Source organism: Antarctobacter jejuensis (genome assembly GCF_052266595.1).
In the GTDB taxonomy this organism is placed as follows: Bacteria; Pseudomonadota; Alphaproteobacteria; order Rhodobacterales; family Rhodobacteraceae; genus Antarctobacter; species Antarctobacter jejuensis.
In genome coordinates, this window is the sequence record NZ_JBQQXJ010000002.1 from 1 (window position 1) to 18,081 (window position 18,081).

The 18,081-nt window shown below is 61.0% G+C and carries 16 protein-coding genes and 1 pseudogene; 12 read left to right on the forward strand and 5 right to left on the reverse strand.

The genetic code is table 11. From position 1 onward, the window contains the following. The 4 genes and pseudogenes from ACTXGA_RS02680 to ACTXGA_RS02695 all read right to left on the reverse strand — a co-directional run. Positions 1-155: pseudogene (locus ACTXGA_RS02680) on the reverse strand (IS256 family transposase); the annotation flags it as partial. 211 nt (positions 156-366) lie between these two features. Beyond that, positions 367-1,245, reverse strand: a complete 879-nt coding sequence (locus tag ACTXGA_RS02685; RefSeq protein ID WP_443391585.1) for a GNAT family N-acetyltransferase — start codon at positions 1,243-1,245, stop codon at positions 367-369. Further along, positions 1,226-3,229: a sigma-54-dependent Fis family transcriptional regulator gene (locus ACTXGA_RS02690; RefSeq protein WP_443391586.1), complete on the reverse strand. Its 2,004-nt coding sequence runs from the start codon at positions 3,227-3,229 to the stop codon at positions 1,226-1,228. The genes ACTXGA_RS02685 and ACTXGA_RS02690 overlap by 20 nt, the downstream gene beginning before the upstream one ends. Positions 3,230-4,183: 954 nt before the next feature. Beyond that, positions 4,184-4,456, reverse strand: a complete 273-nt coding sequence (locus tag ACTXGA_RS02695; RefSeq protein ID WP_443391587.1) for a hypothetical protein — start codon at positions 4,454-4,456, stop codon at positions 4,184-4,186. A gap of 89 nt (positions 4,457-4,545) precedes the next feature. Here ACTXGA_RS02695 and ACTXGA_RS02700 point away from each other — a divergent pair, with 89 nt between their 5' ends. Genes ACTXGA_RS02700 through ACTXGA_RS02710 form a run of 3 tightly spaced genes read left to right on the forward strand, consistent with a single transcriptional unit; the run spans position 4,546 to position 6,142 of the window. Next, positions 4,546-4,806: a hypothetical protein gene (locus ACTXGA_RS02700; protein ID WP_443391588.1), complete on the forward strand. Its 261-nt coding sequence runs from the start codon at positions 4,546-4,548 to the stop codon at positions 4,804-4,806. After that, complete coding sequence (locus tag ACTXGA_RS02705; RefSeq protein WP_443391589.1) at positions 4,803-5,927, forward strand: WD40 repeat domain-containing protein; 1,125 nt, start codon at positions 4,803-4,805, stop codon at positions 5,925-5,927. The genes ACTXGA_RS02700 and ACTXGA_RS02705 overlap by 4 nt, the downstream gene beginning before the upstream one ends. Before the next feature lie 29 nt (positions 5,928-5,956). Then, positions 5,957-6,142, forward strand: coding sequence for a hypothetical protein (locus tag ACTXGA_RS02710; protein ID WP_443391590.1), 186 nt, complete (start codon positions 5,957-5,959; stop codon positions 6,140-6,142). A 6-nt stretch (positions 6,143-6,148) separates the two neighbouring features. Here the strand turns inward: ACTXGA_RS02710 and ACTXGA_RS02715 are convergent, their stop codons facing one another. Further along, positions 6,149-7,105, reverse strand: coding sequence for a hypothetical protein (locus ACTXGA_RS02715; protein WP_443391591.1), 957 nt, complete (start codon positions 7,103-7,105; stop codon positions 6,149-6,151). A gap of 98 nt (positions 7,106-7,203) precedes the next feature. Between ACTXGA_RS02715 and ACTXGA_RS02720 the strand changes: the two genes are divergently transcribed. From ACTXGA_RS02720 to ACTXGA_RS02760, 9 genes are all read left to right on the forward strand, one after another. Further along, positions 7,204-8,460: an RNA polymerase factor sigma-54 gene (locus tag ACTXGA_RS02720; RefSeq protein WP_443391592.1), complete on the forward strand. Its 1,257-nt coding sequence runs from the start codon at positions 7,204-7,206 to the stop codon at positions 8,458-8,460. Between the two features lie 513 nt (positions 8,461-8,973). Beyond that, positions 8,974-10,638: an aromatic/alkene/methane monooxygenase hydroxylase/oxygenase subunit alpha gene (locus ACTXGA_RS02725; protein ID WP_443391593.1), complete on the forward strand. Its 1,665-nt coding sequence runs from the start codon at positions 8,974-8,976 to the stop codon at positions 10,636-10,638. An 85-nt stretch (positions 10,639-10,723) separates the two neighbouring features. Beyond that, on the forward strand, positions 10,724-11,782 hold the full coding sequence (locus tag ACTXGA_RS02730; protein WP_443391594.1) for a 2Fe-2S iron-sulfur cluster-binding protein: 1,059 nt from the start codon (positions 10,724-10,726) through the stop codon (positions 11,780-11,782). Between the two features lie 51 nt (positions 11,783-11,833). Beyond that, positions 11,834-12,898: an aromatic/alkene monooxygenase hydroxylase subunit beta gene (locus ACTXGA_RS02735; protein WP_443391595.1), complete on the forward strand. Its 1,065-nt coding sequence runs from the start codon at positions 11,834-11,836 to the stop codon at positions 12,896-12,898. A gap of 24 nt (positions 12,899-12,922) precedes the next feature. After that, a complete protein-coding gene (locus tag ACTXGA_RS02740; RefSeq protein ID WP_443391596.1) occupies positions 12,923-13,297 on the forward strand; it encodes an MmoB/DmpM family protein in 375 nt (124 codons plus the stop codon). An 81-nt stretch (positions 13,298-13,378) separates the two neighbouring features. Continuing rightward, a complete protein-coding gene (locus ACTXGA_RS02745; RefSeq protein ID WP_443391597.1) occupies positions 13,379-14,401 on the forward strand; it encodes an amidohydrolase family protein in 1,023 nt (340 codons plus the stop codon). 5 nt (positions 14,402-14,406) lie between these two features. Beyond that, complete coding sequence (locus tag ACTXGA_RS02750) at positions 14,407-15,210, forward strand: iron-sulfur cluster assembly protein (protein WP_443391598.1); 804 nt, start codon at positions 14,407-14,409, stop codon at positions 15,208-15,210. A gap of 66 nt (positions 15,211-15,276) precedes the next feature. Continuing rightward, complete coding sequence (locus tag ACTXGA_RS02755) at positions 15,277-16,908, forward strand: molecular chaperone GroEL (protein WP_443391599.1); 1,632 nt, start codon at positions 15,277-15,279, stop codon at positions 16,906-16,908. Between the two features lie 76 nt (positions 16,909-16,984). Then, positions 16,985-18,028: an NAD(P)-dependent alcohol dehydrogenase gene (locus tag ACTXGA_RS02760; RefSeq protein WP_443391600.1), complete on the forward strand. Its 1,044-nt coding sequence runs from the start codon at positions 16,985-16,987 to the stop codon at positions 18,026-18,028. Positions 18,029-18,081 lie beyond the last annotated feature (53 nt).

Genomic DNA, 18,081 nt, shown 5'->3' on the forward strand with positions numbered 1-18,081 from the left:
CGGTCACTGCTCTTCTCGCCGTAGTCAGCGCCGGTCTTGGCGCCCACCTCCAGCTCCATCAGGCGCTCGGCCTCGAAGCCGATCATCTCGCGCAGCAGGTCGGCATCTGCGCTCTTCTCGACAAGCGCACGCAGGTCCATCATGGGTTTGGTCATCGGGTAAAGGCCTTGGTTCAGGTTGGTTTTCGCAAACCGACACTAACGGGAAACCCGATGACCACCGAAAGCTACACCACCAGACGGGACGTCACCCCCCGGAAACCATCGTCCCGATGGAACCAAGGCCAATCATGCACTAACATTCAAACTGGACCACTCAAGTGGGGCTGATCAGGGCGACGACCTCGATTTACCGTACCGTGAGAGATCAAGGGACAACGATGGAAAGCCGGGACAGCAGCTTGGCGGTATGCCGTTCGGCCTCTGCGTCGGAAAGAAATTTCAGCTGTGGCGGCTGATTTTCCTTCAGAAGCGCCATGCCAATGAGGCGCGTCGCGTCATCTTCGATGACGAAAATGCCTCTTGCCGACGTGCGGACCCGGTGCGTTTCCAGGAAAGCCGGCAGGTGTTCCGCCATCGGCCAGACAGGATCATTGGCAGAGGTCATCTGCGCCAGCAAAGCCGCGTCTTTCTGGCGGGCAGGGCGCAGGACCAGATCGGCAACCTTGATCTTTGGCGGATTGAGAAGGTGCCATTGTTCGGGCGCCATGACATAATCGAAACAGGGTTCGGAGCGACCACTGCCATGAAAGAACATGCGCCTTGTGCGCGGAGGCTGAGCAAAGCCCAGTCGCGTCAGCAGGCCGCGCGAGGCCGTGTTGTCTTCGCGACTGGTGGCGATCAAGGGCGGCGAAGGCCGGGCAAACCATTCACTCAGCGCGGTGCTCAGCGCCGTACGCATGAGGCCCCGACCGTGAAACGCGGCATCCAGCCAGTACCAGAGCCCGGCGCCAAGGCACAGGCACCCCGCCAGAGCCCCTTCGGTTTCTATGATGCGCATTGTTTCACCGGGGTGACGGCTGTGATCCAGCAGGGCCCTTGCCTCGGGGAGGTCGAAGGGCTGCGGCACGGCGGCGAGCCAAGGTGCGATGCGCGGGTCGGACAGTTGGCGTACGACCTCTGGCAGATCCGCCTCATCCAATGGGCGCAGGTGAATTGCCCCCACGGTCAGGTTTTGCGGCAATCCCTGCATGGGTCCGTTAGACGGCTGCGGCCAACTGACCGGGTCAGTCGCGCGGAATGCCATAAAGCTTGATCTTGCGGTATAGCGTCGGACGCGAAATGCCCAATGTCTCGGCCACGCGTGTCAGGTTGCCGTTTTCGGCCTTCATGGCGCGGCGGATCGTCAAGGCCTCCATGTTTTCAAGGTTCACCGGGGCCTCTTCGATATCGACGTAATGGCTGAAGCCCAGGCCATCGGTCGGTTCAGTGATCTCATTCGGCAAGTCTGCCAGCGTCACCTCGGTCCCGCTCTTCAGCAGGTAGAGCCGTTCGACAAGATTACGCAATTCGCGCACGTTGCCGGGCCAGCGGTAGTCCTTCAGACGGCCCATGACCAGGTCGCCAAAGTGCAGTGGTGGGCGGTTCAGACGTTCCGAGAACGCGGCGTTGAAGTAGTCGATCAACAGACAGACGTCCCTATCGCGCTGACGGAGGGGGGGAACCTCGATGGCCACGATGCCGATCCGGTAAAAGAGGTCACGCCGGAACCGGCCCTGTTCGACGTCATCGCGCAGGTTGCGGTTGGTCATGGCGACGAGCTGAACGTTGACCGGGCGCCGCTCGTTGTCGCCGATCCTGTAGACCGCCCGCTGTTCGAGGGCGCGCAAAAGGTAAGGTTGCAGTTCGACGGGCATGTCGCCAATTTCGTCGAGGCACAGCACGCCACCATCCGCCTGTTCGAATTTTCCAGCCTTGCCGCCGCGAACCGCTCCGGTAAAGGCGCCTTCCACGTGGCCGAACAACTCGGCTCCGATCAGATCCTTCGAAATCGCGGCGCAGTTGACGGGCACGTAGGGGGCGTCACGGCTTTTTAGGCGGCTGTGCACCAAGCGTGCGAACAGTTCTTTGCCGACCCCGGTTTCCCCCTGGATCAGAACTGTCACGTTCGCAGCGGCGGCGCGTTCGGCCAGTTCGATCGCCTGCAGCATTTTCGGCGCCGCGCCGACGATAACGATCTCGTCTTCGCTGACCTTGGGGCGGGGGTTGATGCGCACCGCAACGGTGTCTTGCGGACGGATCCGGTGTGAGCGTTTGAGAGAGAGCGCCGCGCCGCGCAACAGGCCGTCAATTTCGAGCCGCGTAATCCCGTCCGTTTCCACGTCCGCAGGCAGAGCCGCGCGGATATCGCCCTCTGTCATCCCGGAACGTAGCGGCAAGAGCTGATGGCCAACCGCAAAGTCAGGGCGCGGCAGGTGCAATCGGTCGTCAAGCCCGCGGCGGAACATGATGCGACCGACCTTGTCGAGCAGCAGAACGCTTGTGTCCGGTCGGCTGGCGTCGGAGTTCAGGAAGGACTCGAGCAGGAGCGTGCGTTCTTCTCGCTGTTGTTCTCCGAGCGCGATCTCGATTTCGCGTGCAGCGGCAACGACAAGGGCGATGTTGTGGCGCCGGAAAATGTCCGGGGGGCCGGAAAGGTCGACGACGCCAATGACCGAACGGTCGAATGGATCGAAGATCGGGACACCGGCGCAGGTCCAGGCCTGCACCCCTTGGCAAAAATGTTCGGCGGCGTGCACATAGGTCGGCTTGCCGGTCTTTAGGGCGGTGCCGATGCCGTTGGTGCCGATCACCGCCTCGTTCCAGACCCCGCCGATTTCGAGATGGATGTCCTGCCCCTCTTCCAAGACGGAATGATCGCCGATCGCGTCGATGATCACACCATCCTTGTCGGTGAGGATCAGCATTGTCTTGGCATCGGCCAGATGAGGTTCCAGCCGCGCAAAGGCGGCCCGCGCGGCGCGCAGTAGGCTGGCGTTCTTGCGGCGCAACCGGTCAACGTCATCATCGTGTTCGATCTTGCGCGAATGCCGACGCGTCGCATCGACGCCCAGGTTCATGCTGCGTTGCCAGGACTGCGCGATTTCGCTGCGCACGGATGAGGCCTCGGATTGTCCGGTGACGTAGTTTTCCCACGCCTGACGGGTCTGACCCTCTGAGTATTCAGATATGGCAGTGGCGGTCGGCGCGTCGTCGGGTTGCGTGTTCTTGAAGTATCTCGGTCGCTCCATCGAATACCCTGTTTCCTCCGCACCTCTGGTCGCCGGATGCGTCTTTTTTACGATTGGTTTTCGGTTGCGGTTGTTGTCGGACGCTTCCGATCGGCCGTTTGCCGGGCCGCCGCAACGAGGAACCGAGCCCTATGCGGAATGCAGCCATTGTCTATGAAATTGGTCTTCGCAATCCTGCGAGGGAAGCCCGATTGTAAAGGGCGCGATGTCCACGCCGTGTTACAACGGCACGATCCAGCGCGCAGCTGGCTTGTGTTCATTTTCCCGTCTCCCCGCCAAAAAGATTAGCATGACATGAACATATTTCATAGCGGCGCCCGGTGTTCGCGGTTGCCGCGGCGAACTTTCCGCTGTCGCGATGTGGCGGTTTGGCGATCATCGCGGTTCACAGGAATTGTCGTCTGAGCGAGGATCGTCTGCGCGGCACGGGCCAAGTCCTTCTTCGCAAAGGCCCTCCCGCGATGTCGTGACGGCAGCTGCCCCTTTTCGAACAGCAAGGCCCAACGCCGCACCGACCCATGCCACTACGCCGGATTGCGGTGCCTGATTGCGCCGACAACGCGCCACTGCAATCCTTGGCCGGGTCATTTGTGAGCAATGAAGAGAGGGTCGCGCGTGGTTGAAACGCCTGCAACGATTCGCCGCGGTGCGGCAGATTCGGTGTATCTCTTGCGCCATCGCAGAATGGCAGTGGAACAGAACATTACGGTTCGCGGAGGCTACTGTAACGAAGTGTTACGTTTTTCGACATGGTCGCTGTAAATCGGTGTAATAATTTGAAAATAAAGGATTTTTTGTTGATTCGAGGTGGCCTGAGGGTAGCATGCACCAGCTTTCTGCAGAAACCCGGGGGACCAGATGACCAAGCCGCCAGACCCAAAAATTTCCGCCCGGTCTTGGTGGGTGGACTGTATCAATTGCGCCGTGCCTCGGGTGCAGGACACGACAGGCCATTCAGTTCATCCGCCCGCCCGGGAGGGCGCCGGGCAAGTTATCCCAGATCGCCGAAAGATCGGTGGCAAGGCGCCGATGCGTCTCGGCCATCAGTCGCTCGTGCGTGTCCGGAGGCAGGGTGTCCAGCGATTGGCGCGCCGCCCGCATGAGCAGGGGATCGTCAGTGTCGGCGGCGGATCGGCTGGCTTCGGAGCTTGGGTGATCCGGCCCCAGCAGCTCGGTCGCAACATCGGCGAGCACCTTGAAGAAACGGCTGTCGAAGGGGGTGCGCATGGGGAGGCTCCTCTCTGTGCTGGAACTCCGGTCGGTTCGGGGAGCGGAAGCTAGTGGAGCGGCCAGAGACAGTCAATCAAGCGCGACGTGTGGAGGTCATCCTGAAGGAGCGTCTGTCCACCATACAGGAAATCTCTGAGGTCACCGCCGAACACCTGCGGCTGATGCAGAGGCAGGCCGGGATGCAGGTTCTGAACATGCGCGAGGACGACGCGACCGACGTCAGCGGTCAGATGGATCGCAACGAAAAGGAACTCGCGCAGTGCGAACAAAAGGTCGACGTGCTGGAACAGCGTCTTGCGCGGTTGGACGAGGAACTTGAGGCGCAGGTCGAAGGAGGAGAGACATGATCGAGACGAAACCGCCGCAGGCGCTCAGCCTGTTTGATCTGATCGGTCGCGAATGGTCGCTGGCCGGTCCGGTGCAACAAATGGCGTTCAATGCAAATGGCACGGCTGTTGCCTGTCGGATGAAGGGGGGCGGTCTGGCCATCTTGCCGATGGCCGATGCGGAGCATCCCGAAAAACGCATCCGGGTCGAGGGCGATACCGGCAGGGCCACGATCCGTCCGCGCGAGAACGACTTGCCGCCGCCCATAGCACCGGAGATCGGAGGGGCAGATCTGTTTTGCCCGCTGGGCGAGCAGGGCTTTGCCGTCGCTGTTCAGGGCGGCGCGCTCTGTCGCGTTACGGCCAGGGGACAGGTTCTGCCCGTCGCCAAGCCGGATGCCGGGCCGATCACCGCGCTCTGTGACTTTCCGGATCAGGAAAGGGTCTGCGTTGCGCGTGGTGGACATCTGACCCTGCATGAGGTGAGCGACATGCAAACGCATGCGTCGCAAGAGCTTGATGCGCCGGTCTCGCTTCTGTCGGTTTCCGCCGACGGGGCTCTTCTTGCAGCCCGATCCGGGACACGCATCGTGGTGATGAAGGCGGATAGTCTGGACGTGCGAACAGAGATCCATTGCGAGGGCACGGTCGACAGCCTTGCTTGGTCGCCGGACCGAAAATGGCTGGTGGCGGGCTGTCAGGAAAAGCAGTTGATCGTGACCAATGTCCTGCGGGCAGAAGCCGATGTGATCGAGGATTTTCCCGGCCCGGTCCGCAGCGCCGCCTTCAGCGAAAAAGCCAATGCGCTGGTCGCTTCGGGTGCCTTTCGCGTGGTCGGATGGCGGTGCCCGGACTTGCCGTTCGGACAGCACAAAGGCGATCCTGTTCAAACAGGGAAACCCGGCCTTACCCTTGTGGAGCGCGTCGCCCCGAACCCCACGCGCGACAACTGTGCCGTGGGATATACAAACGGCTTGGTGACGCTCTGCCCGATTGGCCAACGGGACGAATTAATGCTGATCGAAGGCCGGGGAACAGAAGTGACCGCGATGGAATGGTCGCCCGATGGGCAGCACCTAGCCGTGGGTGATGCCGCCGGCCGCGCCGCCATCATCACTTTTCCCAAGGTCATGTTCAAATAGCCGAAAACAAAAGAAACCGGGAGGACACCATGAAACTCGAACTGTCGAAAGAAGAGCAGAGCAAAGACCAGTATTTCTCCAAGATCGCAGCGATTGCCGAGGAAATGACAAAGGAACATGGCAAGGATTTCGCCATGGGCGCCTTTGTTCTGGCAGCGCGCTGGATTGCCGAGGGCAAGCTGGGAAAGCAGGCGGAAGAAGAAAACGTTCACTAACGTTCGTTAGTGGCGCAACTTGCCCTCGGCGTAACGGCTGGGAGCGGGTTGTGACAGGCTTTCGATCTGGTTGACGATGATTGCGCTCATCGGAGAGGCCAGACTGGCGCGTGGGCCGGTCTCGGCGTCGCAGTCGGCAGCACGGGTCAGCGCCTCTGTCAGATTCGGCTTGATCAATTGGGCATAGGCACAGAGTTCATGAATCCGGAAGGTCGCGAAATACAGGCTGTTGTCATTGCCAAGATGGGCGCCTGCTTGACGTGCAGCACTCGGCAAGGCCAGTGCGTTGCTGTGCACCGCAGCGCCGAGGTTCGTCAGAACGTCCTTGCGCCAGCGCCCGTATTCCGTATCTGGCGAGTAATCCAGCCCGATCTCATACAGCTTTTCGGTCAGCGCCCTGAACGCCCTCCCACCGGCAATGTGTCGGCGCCAGAAGGCGTTGGCCTCTTCCACGTCGCGGCATTCGGTGAAACGCACCGCCAGCTTTCGGCGCACCAACAGCACCAAAAGCATGTCCACATCTTCCGACACAGAACGCGCGATCTGCATGGCGGGCATAGGCAGGTTGGTCAGCGCCAGTATCCGCAGCGCCGTGACCTGTTCGGTCAGTCGCGCAGTCAAGGCGGCCAGCCCATGCCATTGCGCAGGGTCCAGCCCGGACACGTCATGGGTTTGCCCAAGACGCGCGGCGTCCTGCACGGCTTTAATCCAGATCACACATTGATCGAACAGGAACACCAGATCGACCTGCGCACTGGAGGCGGACTCGTCGATCCGGGGCAGGGGACGGAACCCGGGCATGTCGCGCACGGCGTCGCGCCATGCCGCATCGAAATCCAGTCCCCGCGCCGACCAAAGCTGGCGCGTACGCGCAAGGAGTTGCGGCGAGAGTCCGGGATAAGACATCTCTGGCGGGGGAGCGACCAGCGTCGCGATCTCACCGATCAGGAATTTCTGGCTCATGTTCCCGGGATCCGATTTAACGTTGGCATCAGTTTAGGCGCGTGCCGCGCCATTGGGCCAGAAAAAACCGGGTTCAGCGCGCAAACGGCGGAGCGGTCATGAACCTGGCGCTTGGTCATTCCACGTCACAGACGCACAGCTTTGTTCTGCACCAGTCGATGAGCCTCTTGCGACTGACCGCGGCCGAGATGACCGAGCTTTTGACGGAAACCGCGCAAAGCAATCCGCATCTTCTGGTGCGTCGGCCCCGCCGGCGGTTTCTGATGGGGGTCGGATCGACGGATATTTTGGAGCAAACAGCCGAGAGCGGGGATCACAGCCTTTTTGCCCATGTCGAGGTCGAACTGGCCGACTTGTTGAGCAAAGGCGGCATGTTGGCCCGCGTGGTGACCTGCCTGATGGAAGAACTGGATCCCAGCGGATGGATGACTGCCGATCCGGACGATCTGGCCCGGCTGCTTGGGATCAGGACAGAGCTTGTTCTGGCGACGCTTCAACTGGTTCAGAAACGGGTGTCGCCAGTGGGGCTGTTTGCGCGGACGCTCAGCGAATGCCTGTACCTGCAATTGCAGGAAGAGGGCGAGGTTTCGGCGGCGATGAATGCTGTTCTGGCGCATCTCCCTGTTCTGGAAACGGGCGGCGCGGCGGCGTTGGCAAAGGCTGCCGGTGTTACGCCAGCGGACCTGCGGGAGTGTCTTGACCGGCTGCGACGGCTGGATCCGAAACCCGGCGCGCGGTTCGGCGGCGACGCCTCACTGGCCCGTGCACCGGATGCGCGGGTGGCCCGTGAACGCGGGAGATGGCTGATCCGTTTCAACCGCGAGACCGAGCCTTCGGTCGAAATCGCACCTATCCCGAGGACATCGGACAATCCGGAACTGGCTGAATGCCTGAAGCAGGCGCGCCAGCTCAAGCATGCACTTGATCTGCGCCATTCGGCGACACGCAAGGTGATCGAGGCACTTGTGGCCTTTCAATCCGGTTTTCTGACCCACGGCCCCATGGCCCTGCGCCCGCTGACCATGGGGTATGTGGCCGGGGCCACCGGTTTCCATCCGAGTACCGTCAGCCGTGTGCTGACCGGATACCTGATTGAAACCCCGCAAGGCGTGATGGAGGCCCGGCTCCTGTGTCCCGGGGCGGCCGCGGGCCGGGGTGGAACGCATTGCAAGAGGCAGGTCATGGCGCGCATTTGTGCTTTGCTGGCCGATGAGGATCCGCAGGCACCCCTGAGCGATGGCGATCTGGTCGCAATGCTGCAGGGCGAAGGGGTGGCGATTTCTCGACGAGTTGCTGCGAATTACCGCAAGGATTGCGGCTTTCCCCGTGCTGCGCTGCGGCGCCAACAGGCCTGAAATTTCCTGAAATCAAGTGGCTGGTGCGTGCCTTTTCGGAGGCATCTGTAACAGGCGATCAGGTCCGTCCGTAATGTCCACACGTAACTGTAACACGGCATTGTAACGCTACGTAACGCCGGTACGGGCCGAAGCCGTGTCCATCGAAGCAAGACCGGTTCGCCGAAAAAATCACCAGAAAATAAAAATCATCAATATCAGAATATTGAGCGAAAAATCGACTGAGGTTTAACGCCGAGCGTCCGTTCTGGAACGTCGCGTGCCTATTGGATTGGCACAATACGAACGCCTCGACGCAATGAGGTGATCCCAAGAACGAAGGAGTGGAAGCCGCACCGCAGCATTTCTCGCAGCCGATCACAGGCCGGATGCGCTGACGGAGCCCTGACTTTCCAACCTTTGCCGTGATCCGTTCCGGGTGTCCTTGACAGCCGGCCAATGAACCCGGCGACGAAAGTCGCCCGAAAAGGCGGTCGGTTAACCGATCGCAGAGCTTAAAAGGAGGCTCATGGCATGACTTTGACGTTGAACAAGATCACGTCGCAGCGTGGCATTTCGGTCGGGGAGGCCACCAAGAAGATCTCTGATCTCGGGTGGAACCCCTCGTACGTTAAGGAAGCGAACACCTTCCCCACGGACTACAAGATCACCAAGGCACCGCGCGACCCGATGAAACAGGTCCTGCGCTCCTACTTCCCCATGGAAGAGGAAAAGGACAACCGTGTCTACGGCGCGCTCGACGCGGCCCTGCGCGGTGACATGTTCCGCAACGTGGAGCCCCGGTGGATCGAATGGATGAAGCTGTTCCTGGCAATCATTCCCTTCCCCGAAATCTCTGCCGCACGCTCCATGGCCATGGTGGCCCGTCTCGCGCCCGGTGAAGACCTGCGCACCGGCTTCACCATGCAGATGGTCGATGAATTCCGCCACTCCACGATTCAGATGAACCTGAAGAAGTGGTACATGGAAAACTACATCGACCCGGCCGGCTTCGACATCACCGAGGAAGCCTTTGGCAAGTGCTACGCCACCACCATCGGGCGCCAGTTCGGCGAAGGGTTCATTACCGGCGACACCATGACCGCCGCCTGCATGTATCTGACCGTGGTTGCGGAAACCGCCTTTACCAACACGCTCTTCGTGGCGATGCCCTCAGAGGCCGCGCGCAACGGCGACTATGCCCTGCCAACGGTCTTCCTGTCGGTTCAGTCGGACGAAAGCCGCCACATCGGCAACGGCCACTCCCTGCTGATGGCCGCGCTGAAGGAGCCGGAGAACCACCTGCTGCTGGAGCGCGACCTGCGCTACGCCTTCTGGCAGAACCATGCCATCGTGGACGCCGCAATCGGCACGTTCATCGAATACGGCACCACCAACCGCGACAAGGAAAAGGAATCCTACGCGGAGATGTGGCACCGGTGGATCTTTGAAGACTACTACCGGACCTACATGCTGCCTCTCGAAAAGTACGGCGTGAAGGTGCACCACGACGATGTGCAGGAAGCCTGGAAACGGATCACCGAAAAGAACTACGTCCACAAGGTCGCCCAGTTCTTTGCCGTCGGCTGGCCCGTCAACTTCTGGCGGATCGAGGCCCAGACCGACAAGGACTTCGAGTGGTTCGAGCACAAGTATCCGGGCTGGTACGCCGAATTCGGCGAGTTCTGGAAGTGGTACGACAAGCTCAGCCACCCGGGTGAGAAGGTCCTCATCTTCAACGAGGACGTCGGCTACGCCTACCCGCATCGCTGCTGGTCCTGCCTCGTGCCCTGCCTGATCCGCGAAGACATGGTCGTGGACGAGATCGACGGGCAGTTGCACACCTTCGCCCACGAACTGGACCGCTGGACCGCTGTCGAAGCCTTTGCCGACGAGTACCAGGGCCGTCCGACGCCGGCGATGGGCAAGTTCTCGGGCAAGCGCGAGTGGGAGTCGATGTACGACGGCTGGGATCTGGCCGACGCCATCAAGGATCTCAACTTCGTCCGCGATGATGGCGAGACGCTTGTACCGCAGCCGCACCTCCGGTTCGACGACAAGGACATGTGGAAGCTGGAGCATGTGCGCGGCCACACACTTGCGTCGCCGCTGAAAATGCTGCGCGGCATGTCGCAGCCGGAACGCGACGCCCATATCGCGGAATACCGCGCGGGCTTCACCATCAATCCCTGCAACTGATGCAGGACAAGGGAGGCCGCGCCGCGGCCTCCTCTACCAGACCCGCGCCTTGGCACAGGGCGTGACGGATCAGGGAGAGAAAGAGATGACGGACATCCACATAGTCCGATTGGAACCAGTCGGAGTGGAATTCGAAGTCGAGGAGAATGAAACCATCCTCGACGCGGCCTTCCGACAGGGCATCGCCTTGCCGCATGGCTGCAAGGAAGGCCAGTGCTCGGCCTGCAAATGCGTCCAGCTGGACGGCGAAACCGAGATGCTGAAGTACTCGACATTCGCCCTCAACGACATGGAAAAAGACAGCGGCCACGTCCTGATGTGCCGGACCCTGGCGTGGAGCGACGTCGAGATCGAATTGCTCAACTACGACGAGGAGGTGCTCGCGAAGTCGATCCCGGTCAAACAATATTCCGGTAAGATCACCGGCTTCGAAAAGCTGACCCACGACATTCGTGGCGTCCAGATCGAACTGGATGCGCCTTTGAAATTCTGGGCGGGCCAATATGTCGACATCACGGTCAGAACGGAAGCGGGGGAGGAGATTACACGTTCGTTCTCCATGGCAAATCCGCCGAGCGAAACCCAAAAACTCTCCTTCATCATCAAGAAATACCCAGACGGACGGTTCTCGAACGAACTCGACGACGGAGGAATCCGCGCCGGAGCCGAAGTCAGCGTCGAAGGGCCCTACGGAATGTGCTTCCGACGGGAAGAGCGGGAAGGACCCGTGATCCTGGTGGGCGCCGGGTCGGGCATGTCGCCGGTCTGGTCGATCCTCAATGATCATGTTGCCAGCGGCGAGGACCGCCCGGTCTATTTCTTCTACGGTGCAAGGTCGCAGGACGATCTCATCAAGCTGACGGAAATCGACGCGATCACCAGCGTCCATCCCTCAATCGAATTCATTCCCGTGCTCAGTCACGAAGAGGACGGCAACGGCTGGGCCGGAGAGCGGGGCTTTGTCCATGAATGCGTCGACCGGCGGCTGAAAGAGCTCGGGATCGACGGCGATGGCGACGTCTATGCCTGCGGTCCGCCGCCGATGATCGACGCCCTGCAACCGGTTCTCTTCATGCATGATTTTGATACGGACCGCATCTTTTTCGACCGGTTCACGCCGACTTCCGGTTCTTCGGGCCACTGATACCGGCCCGAACGCAAGCGACGTGAAACCAAATAACCAAGGGAGGCTACAATGGTAGCAACATCAAGCTCGGTCGGATCCGGGGCAGCTGGCGCGGCGGTCTTTGTCGGATCGAAAAGCCGCAAATACAATTACTTCGAACCGCGCGGCAAACGGGCGACCCACTACGAAGACGTCACCGTAGACGTCCAGCCCGATCCCGAACGCTACCTGATCCAGAACTGGATCATCGAGTTCGAAGGCGGCAAGGGCGGCGGTGCCTACCAGAAGGACTATACCGCGGCGCAGTCGTCGAACTGGCACGCGTTCCGCGCGCCGGACCAGGAGTGGGAGCGCACCCACTATCAGCGCCAGTCCAAGATCGAGACCATGGTGCAGAGCGTGATCTCGAACGCCCGCAAAGCCGGTGCACCCGCCGCCTTCGACAAGGTCTGGGCCACCGTTCTGCAAAAGCATCTGGGGGCCTGGAAACATGCCGAGTTCGGTCTGGCGACCTCGCTCATGCAGGCGCAGCGCTACGGCTACACCCAGATGATCAACAACGCCACGCTGACCAATTCCTCCTACAAGATGCGCCTGACCCAGGACATCACCCTCTACCTTGCCGAAATCGGAATGGACATCGAGGGATGGGACGACACGCTGGGCAAGAAGACGTGGCTGGAAGACCCGATCTGGCAGCCCTGCCGCGAAGCTGTCGAGACCATCATGGGGTGCGAAGACTACCTCGAACAGTACTTCGCCATCAACATCGTGTTCGAACCGCTGGTGGGTGAATTGTTCCGCTCGGGCTTCCTGATGCAGGCGGCGGCGGCCAACAACGATTTCATCACACCCCCGGTGATCTCGGCGGCAGAGGCCGACTACGAACGCAACCTCGCGAACACGGTGGACCTGATCTTCCTGCTGGCAAATGACGAAAAGCATGGCGCGCACAACAGGGCGTTGTTCCAGTCCTGGCTGAAAAAGCATGGGGATCTTGCCGACAAGGCCGCCGCCGCGCTGCAGCCGATCTGGTCGCAACCGCATTCCAAGCCCGTCTCCTTCGAGGATGTGAAAGCCGTGTCGCATGAGCGCATCGGCCAGATCCTCGGGGAACTCGGCCTCAGCCGCTAATCGCACCAGAAAAGGAAAACACAGATGTCAAACGTAGCGCGTGACGCGACAAAGCATAACATCTTCAAGGCGATGAAGGACATCGACCTGACCTCGCGCGAAGTCTCGCACCAGTGCGGCGTCACCATGAACGACAGCGTCGAGGCCCGGGCCATCGCAGAGTTCATGGAAGAGAACGACCCCAAGGTCACGATCACCTACAACCCGGCGACCATCCGGATCGACGGCGAAGGCAGGCTGGTCTTCAAGATGAGCGAGATCACCGAGTTCCTTGGCCGCGAGATGACTGCCGAGACCTTCGAGGTCAACACCTCTACCCACTACGGCCGCATGGTCCGCGTCGACGATGACACCGTGATCCTCTTCGGCGACATGAACGAGGTCATGGAATACATTTGAGGGCTTGCCAGCCCGTCGGGGGCCGGGCGCACCGGCCCCCTAATCCCCAGCCATTCCGACAGTAATTCCAGGGAGGATCACATGTATAAGACACCGGACGGCAAGGAAATTTTCATTCTCGATGGCCACACCCATTTCTGGGACGGCAGCCCCGAGAACCAGTCGAACGTCCACGGCAAGCAGTTCATCGACTGTTTCTACGCCTATCACACCAACCTCAGCCCGCCTGAAGAGCTGTGGGAAAAGCCGCGCTTCGAAAAGTATTCCGAGGATGACATCTATCGCGACCTCTTCGTCGATGGACCCGACGATATGGCGATCATCCAGTCCACCTACCTGCGCGATTTCTATAAGAACGGCTTTTCCTCGATCGAGCGCAGCTCGACCATGGCCTCGCGCCACCCTGAACGTTTCATCGTGAACGGCTCTTTCGACCCGCGCGATGGAGAGAAGGCGCTGGAGTACATTCACTACATGAAGGAAGAGTTCGATATCACCGGCGTGAAGATGTACACGGCGGAATGGAACGGCGCCAGCAAGGGCTGGGCGTTGAACGATCCTGATGCCTACAAATGCTTTGAACTTTGCGACAAGCTGGGCATCAAGAATATCCACGTTCACAAGGGGCCGACCATCATCCCGCTGTCGAAGGACGCCTTCGACGTGCATGACGTGGACTATGCCGCCACCGATTTCCAGAACCTGAACTGGATCATCGAGCATTGTGGTCTGCCGCGCCTTGACGACTTCTGCTGGATCGCGGTTCAGGAAACCAACGTCTACGGCGGACTTGCCGTGGCGCTGCCGTTCATTCACACGCGCCCGCGTTACTTTGCCGAGGTCATGGCGGAACTGTTGTTCTGGGTCGGTGAGGATAAGCTGCTGTTCGGGTCGGACTATGCGATCTGGACGCCCAAGTGGCTGGTCGAGAAGTTCTGGAACTTCCAGATCCCCGATGACATCGCCGAAGAGCGTGGCGTCCAGCTGACCGACGAGATCAAGGAAAAGATACTGGGCCTCAATGCGGCGCGTATCTATGGCATCGACGTCGAGGCCAAGAAGGCGCAACTGGCCGGCGCCCCTGTCCAGATCGCGGCGGAGTAGAGCCGATGCTGACGGACATCATCAAGGCTGACTTGGAGTGCGAGCTCTGGGAATGCCTTGAGGCGGTGACCGATCCGGAGCTCGACGAACCCATCACCGATATGGGTTTTGTCGAGCGTGCCGAGGTCATCGGCTCCAAACGCGTCGAGGTCGAGTTCCGGTTGCCTACCTACTGGTGCTCGCCAAATTTTGCCTTCCTCATGGCTTTCGGCATTCGTGCCGAGGTGGCGGGGCTGCCTTGGGTCCGCGAAATCCGAGTTACTTTGAACGACCATTGCTTTGGCGATGAGGTCAATGAAGGCGTGAACAGCGGGCGGCCCTTCGAAGAGGTCTTTGCTCAATATTGCGACGGGGCGAACCTGGCGGAGGTGGTGGAGACGTTCCGTGCCAAGGCCTTTGACCGGCGGCAGGAAGTCATGCTGTTGGCGCTGCAGGCGCAGGGCATGACGGAGGCGGACATCGTATCGCTGACACTGGGCGCCTTCGATCGCATCACCATGCGTGGCGAAGAGGAGGAGCGGCAAAAACCGCGCTATCGTGAACTTCTGCTGGATCAGGGGTTGGCGGAAAACCCGGAGGATCTGGCTTTTCCGACCTGGAACGGCAAGGCCATCGACGCGCGCGAACTGGCGACCCACCTGGTGCGGCTCAAGGGCACCCGGATCAACATGGAATTCAACGGCGCGCTGTGCCGTGGACTGGCATCGACCCGCTACAAGGAGGTCGAAATCGGCCCCGACGGGCCGACGCTGGTGGATTTCATAGCCGGGCGTGTCCCTCCGCGCGAGGATCACGCGGCGCGGCGCTAACGGACTGACCAAACGGAAGAAATCAGGGAGACGCCCACCGAGCGCGGTGCGGCGAAGGAGGAAGACATGGCCAAATTGCTAGTTCACGGAAAATTCGCCCGCAAGGCGCTGGCGCGCGGAGTTGCGCGGCTTGCGGCGGCGGTCGAACCCACGCTGGGCCCGAAGGGATTGAACGCGATGGTGGATCGCCCGGTGGGCACCCCGCTGATCACCCGCGACGGGGTATCCATCGCGTCCGAGATCGAATTGACCGACAGGTTCGAGAACATGGGCGCGCAGGTGGTGCGCGAGGTGTCGATGCAGACCAACGAGGTGGCCGGCGACGGAACCACCACCGCCATCGTTCTGGCAAATGCCCTAATCCAGCGCGGCGTGGCGCTGACCGACAATGGCGTGAAACCTGTCGACCTTTGCAAAGGCATCGACATGGCCGTCAGCCGCATCGTGGCCGAGATCGACGAAAGCTCGCGCGATTGCGCCGATCATCCCGAATACCTCGAAGCGGTTGCCCGCGTATCGGCCACGGATCCCGACCTGGGCGATCTGGTGGCCGAGGCCTGGCGTCGGGTGGGCCACGAAGGCGTCATCTCGGCTGATTTCGGCGTCACGATCGACACGACGATGGAAGTCATGGAAGGCATGTCCTTCGAACGCGGCTACATCTCACACCACATGGTGACGGACCGGGAGCACATGGAAGCGGTGCTGCGGAACCCGCTGATCCTGATGACGGATCAGAAGATCCTGCAGCCATCTGTTCTGGATCGGGCGATCTCGCTTGCCGAAGACGAGGGCCGCCCGCTGGCGATTATCGCAGAGGAAATCGCCCCGGAGGTGGTCATTCGCCTGCTGGAAAACGGCGGCGCGGGCAAGTTTCTCATCGTCCACCCGCCGGAATACGGCCATTGGCGCACCGCCATGATGGATGATCTGGCCATCATCACCGGAGGCGAGGTTCTCTCGCGCGATCTGGGCAAGAAGCTGGAGAACGTGACCCTGGCCCAACTGGGCGGTGCAGAGATGGTGCGTTCGACCGCCTCGTCCACCAGCGTTCTTCGCGGCGAGGGCGACTCCGAAGCCGTTGTCGCGCGGCGCAAACAGGTTCAACGCATGTACGAGGCGGCGCCACCCAACATCGAGCAGGACAAGCTGCGTGAGCGGCTGGCAAAGCTCTCTGGTGGCAGCGCGATCATCTATGCGGGCGGCTTTACCCCGGTCGAACAGAAACGCAAGATCCAGCTGATCGAGGATGCGCTCTGCGCGGTGCGCGCCGCGGCCGAGGACGGTGTGGTTGCCGGGGGTGGTACGGCGCTGGCGCAATCGGCACCGGTGCTGGAAAATCTCTCTGCTATCGGTGACATCGGAAAAGGCATCGACCTTGTCCGCTCGATCCTCACGCAGCCCGTTCGCCGCATCGCCAGCAACGCGGGCGCTGATCCCGAAGTGGTGATCGAAACCGTGACCGGCGGCGAAAAGGGGCACGGCTATGACGCGGCCACCGGCAACTACGGCGACATGTTTGCCGCCGGGATCATCGACCCGGCCCGCGTTCCGGCCTCTGCGCTGGTCAACGCCGCCTCTGTGGCGACCCTGATCCTGACCACCGAAACGCTGGTGGGCGATCTCGACGAGGGCGAGGCCGACCCGACCGAAGGCCCGGCCCTTGGCGGCGGCGCCGAACTGCTGGGCCGTCCCTGACCCTGACCCTGTCACGCGGCGCGGCGGGTATTGCCCGTCGCGCTGTTTAAGAACCCGCTCAACAGGAGAGAAGATCATGAAGGCGGCAAGACTATACGAATACGACCCCGCGATGAACGTGGAGCTGAAGATAGAGGAAGTTGCTCCCCCCACGATCACGGCCGCGAATGAAGTGATCGTCAAGGTCGGTGCGGCCGGGCTTTGCCGGACCGACCTGCACATCATCGAAGGTGTCTGGAAGGACATCATGGACACCCAGGGCACCTTGCTGCCCTATGTCATGGGCCATGAAAATGCCGGCTGGGTCGAAGATGTGGGCAGCGCCGTCACCTCGGTCAAACCGGGCGACGCGGTTATCTGTCATCCGTTTCAGAGTTGCGGCATCTGCCTGAATTGCCGCTACGGTCATGACATGTACTGCGACCACGGCACGTTTCCCGGCCTCGGCATCGACGGTGGCTTTGCCGAGTATTTCAAGACTTCGGAAAAATCCCTGATCAAGCTGAATACCGGCATCACACCGCTGTCCGTCGCCCCCATGGCTGACGCCGGGATCACCGCCTATCGCGCGGCGAAAAAGGCGGCGCGCCTCTCTTACCCGGGATCCTGGACCGTGCTTCTGGGCATCGGAGGGTTGGGCCATATCGCGCTGCAATGCCTCAAGCACATCAGCGGCGGGCGGGTCATCGCGGTAGACCGCGAACCGGCGGCACAGAAGCTGGCCAAGGACCTTGGCGCCGATGTGGTGCTGGACGGGGGGGCCGACCTGATCGAACAGGTCAAGGACATCACGGGCGGCGGCGCGCATGTGGTCATAGACTTCGTCGGCGAATTGGGTGTCGAGAACATCTGCTGGAAGCTGCTGCGCCAAGGCGGTGAGCTGATCATGGTCGGTTATGGCGGCAAGATCGAAATCCCGACGCTGGATCTGGTGGCGAACGAGATCAAGATCGGTGGCAGCCTTGTGGGCGACTACATCGAACTGGTCGAGCTGATGGAGCTGAACGCGGACGGCAAGGTGAAGATGCACCAGACCGAGTACAAGCTGGCGAACATCAACCAGGCCATCGACGACTTCAAGAACCGTCGCTTTACCGGGCGGGGTGTGATCGTTCCCTGAAACCGCTCCTCGATCGCAGGCGTCGCGCGAAATGGCGCGTCACGGCGGTCTGC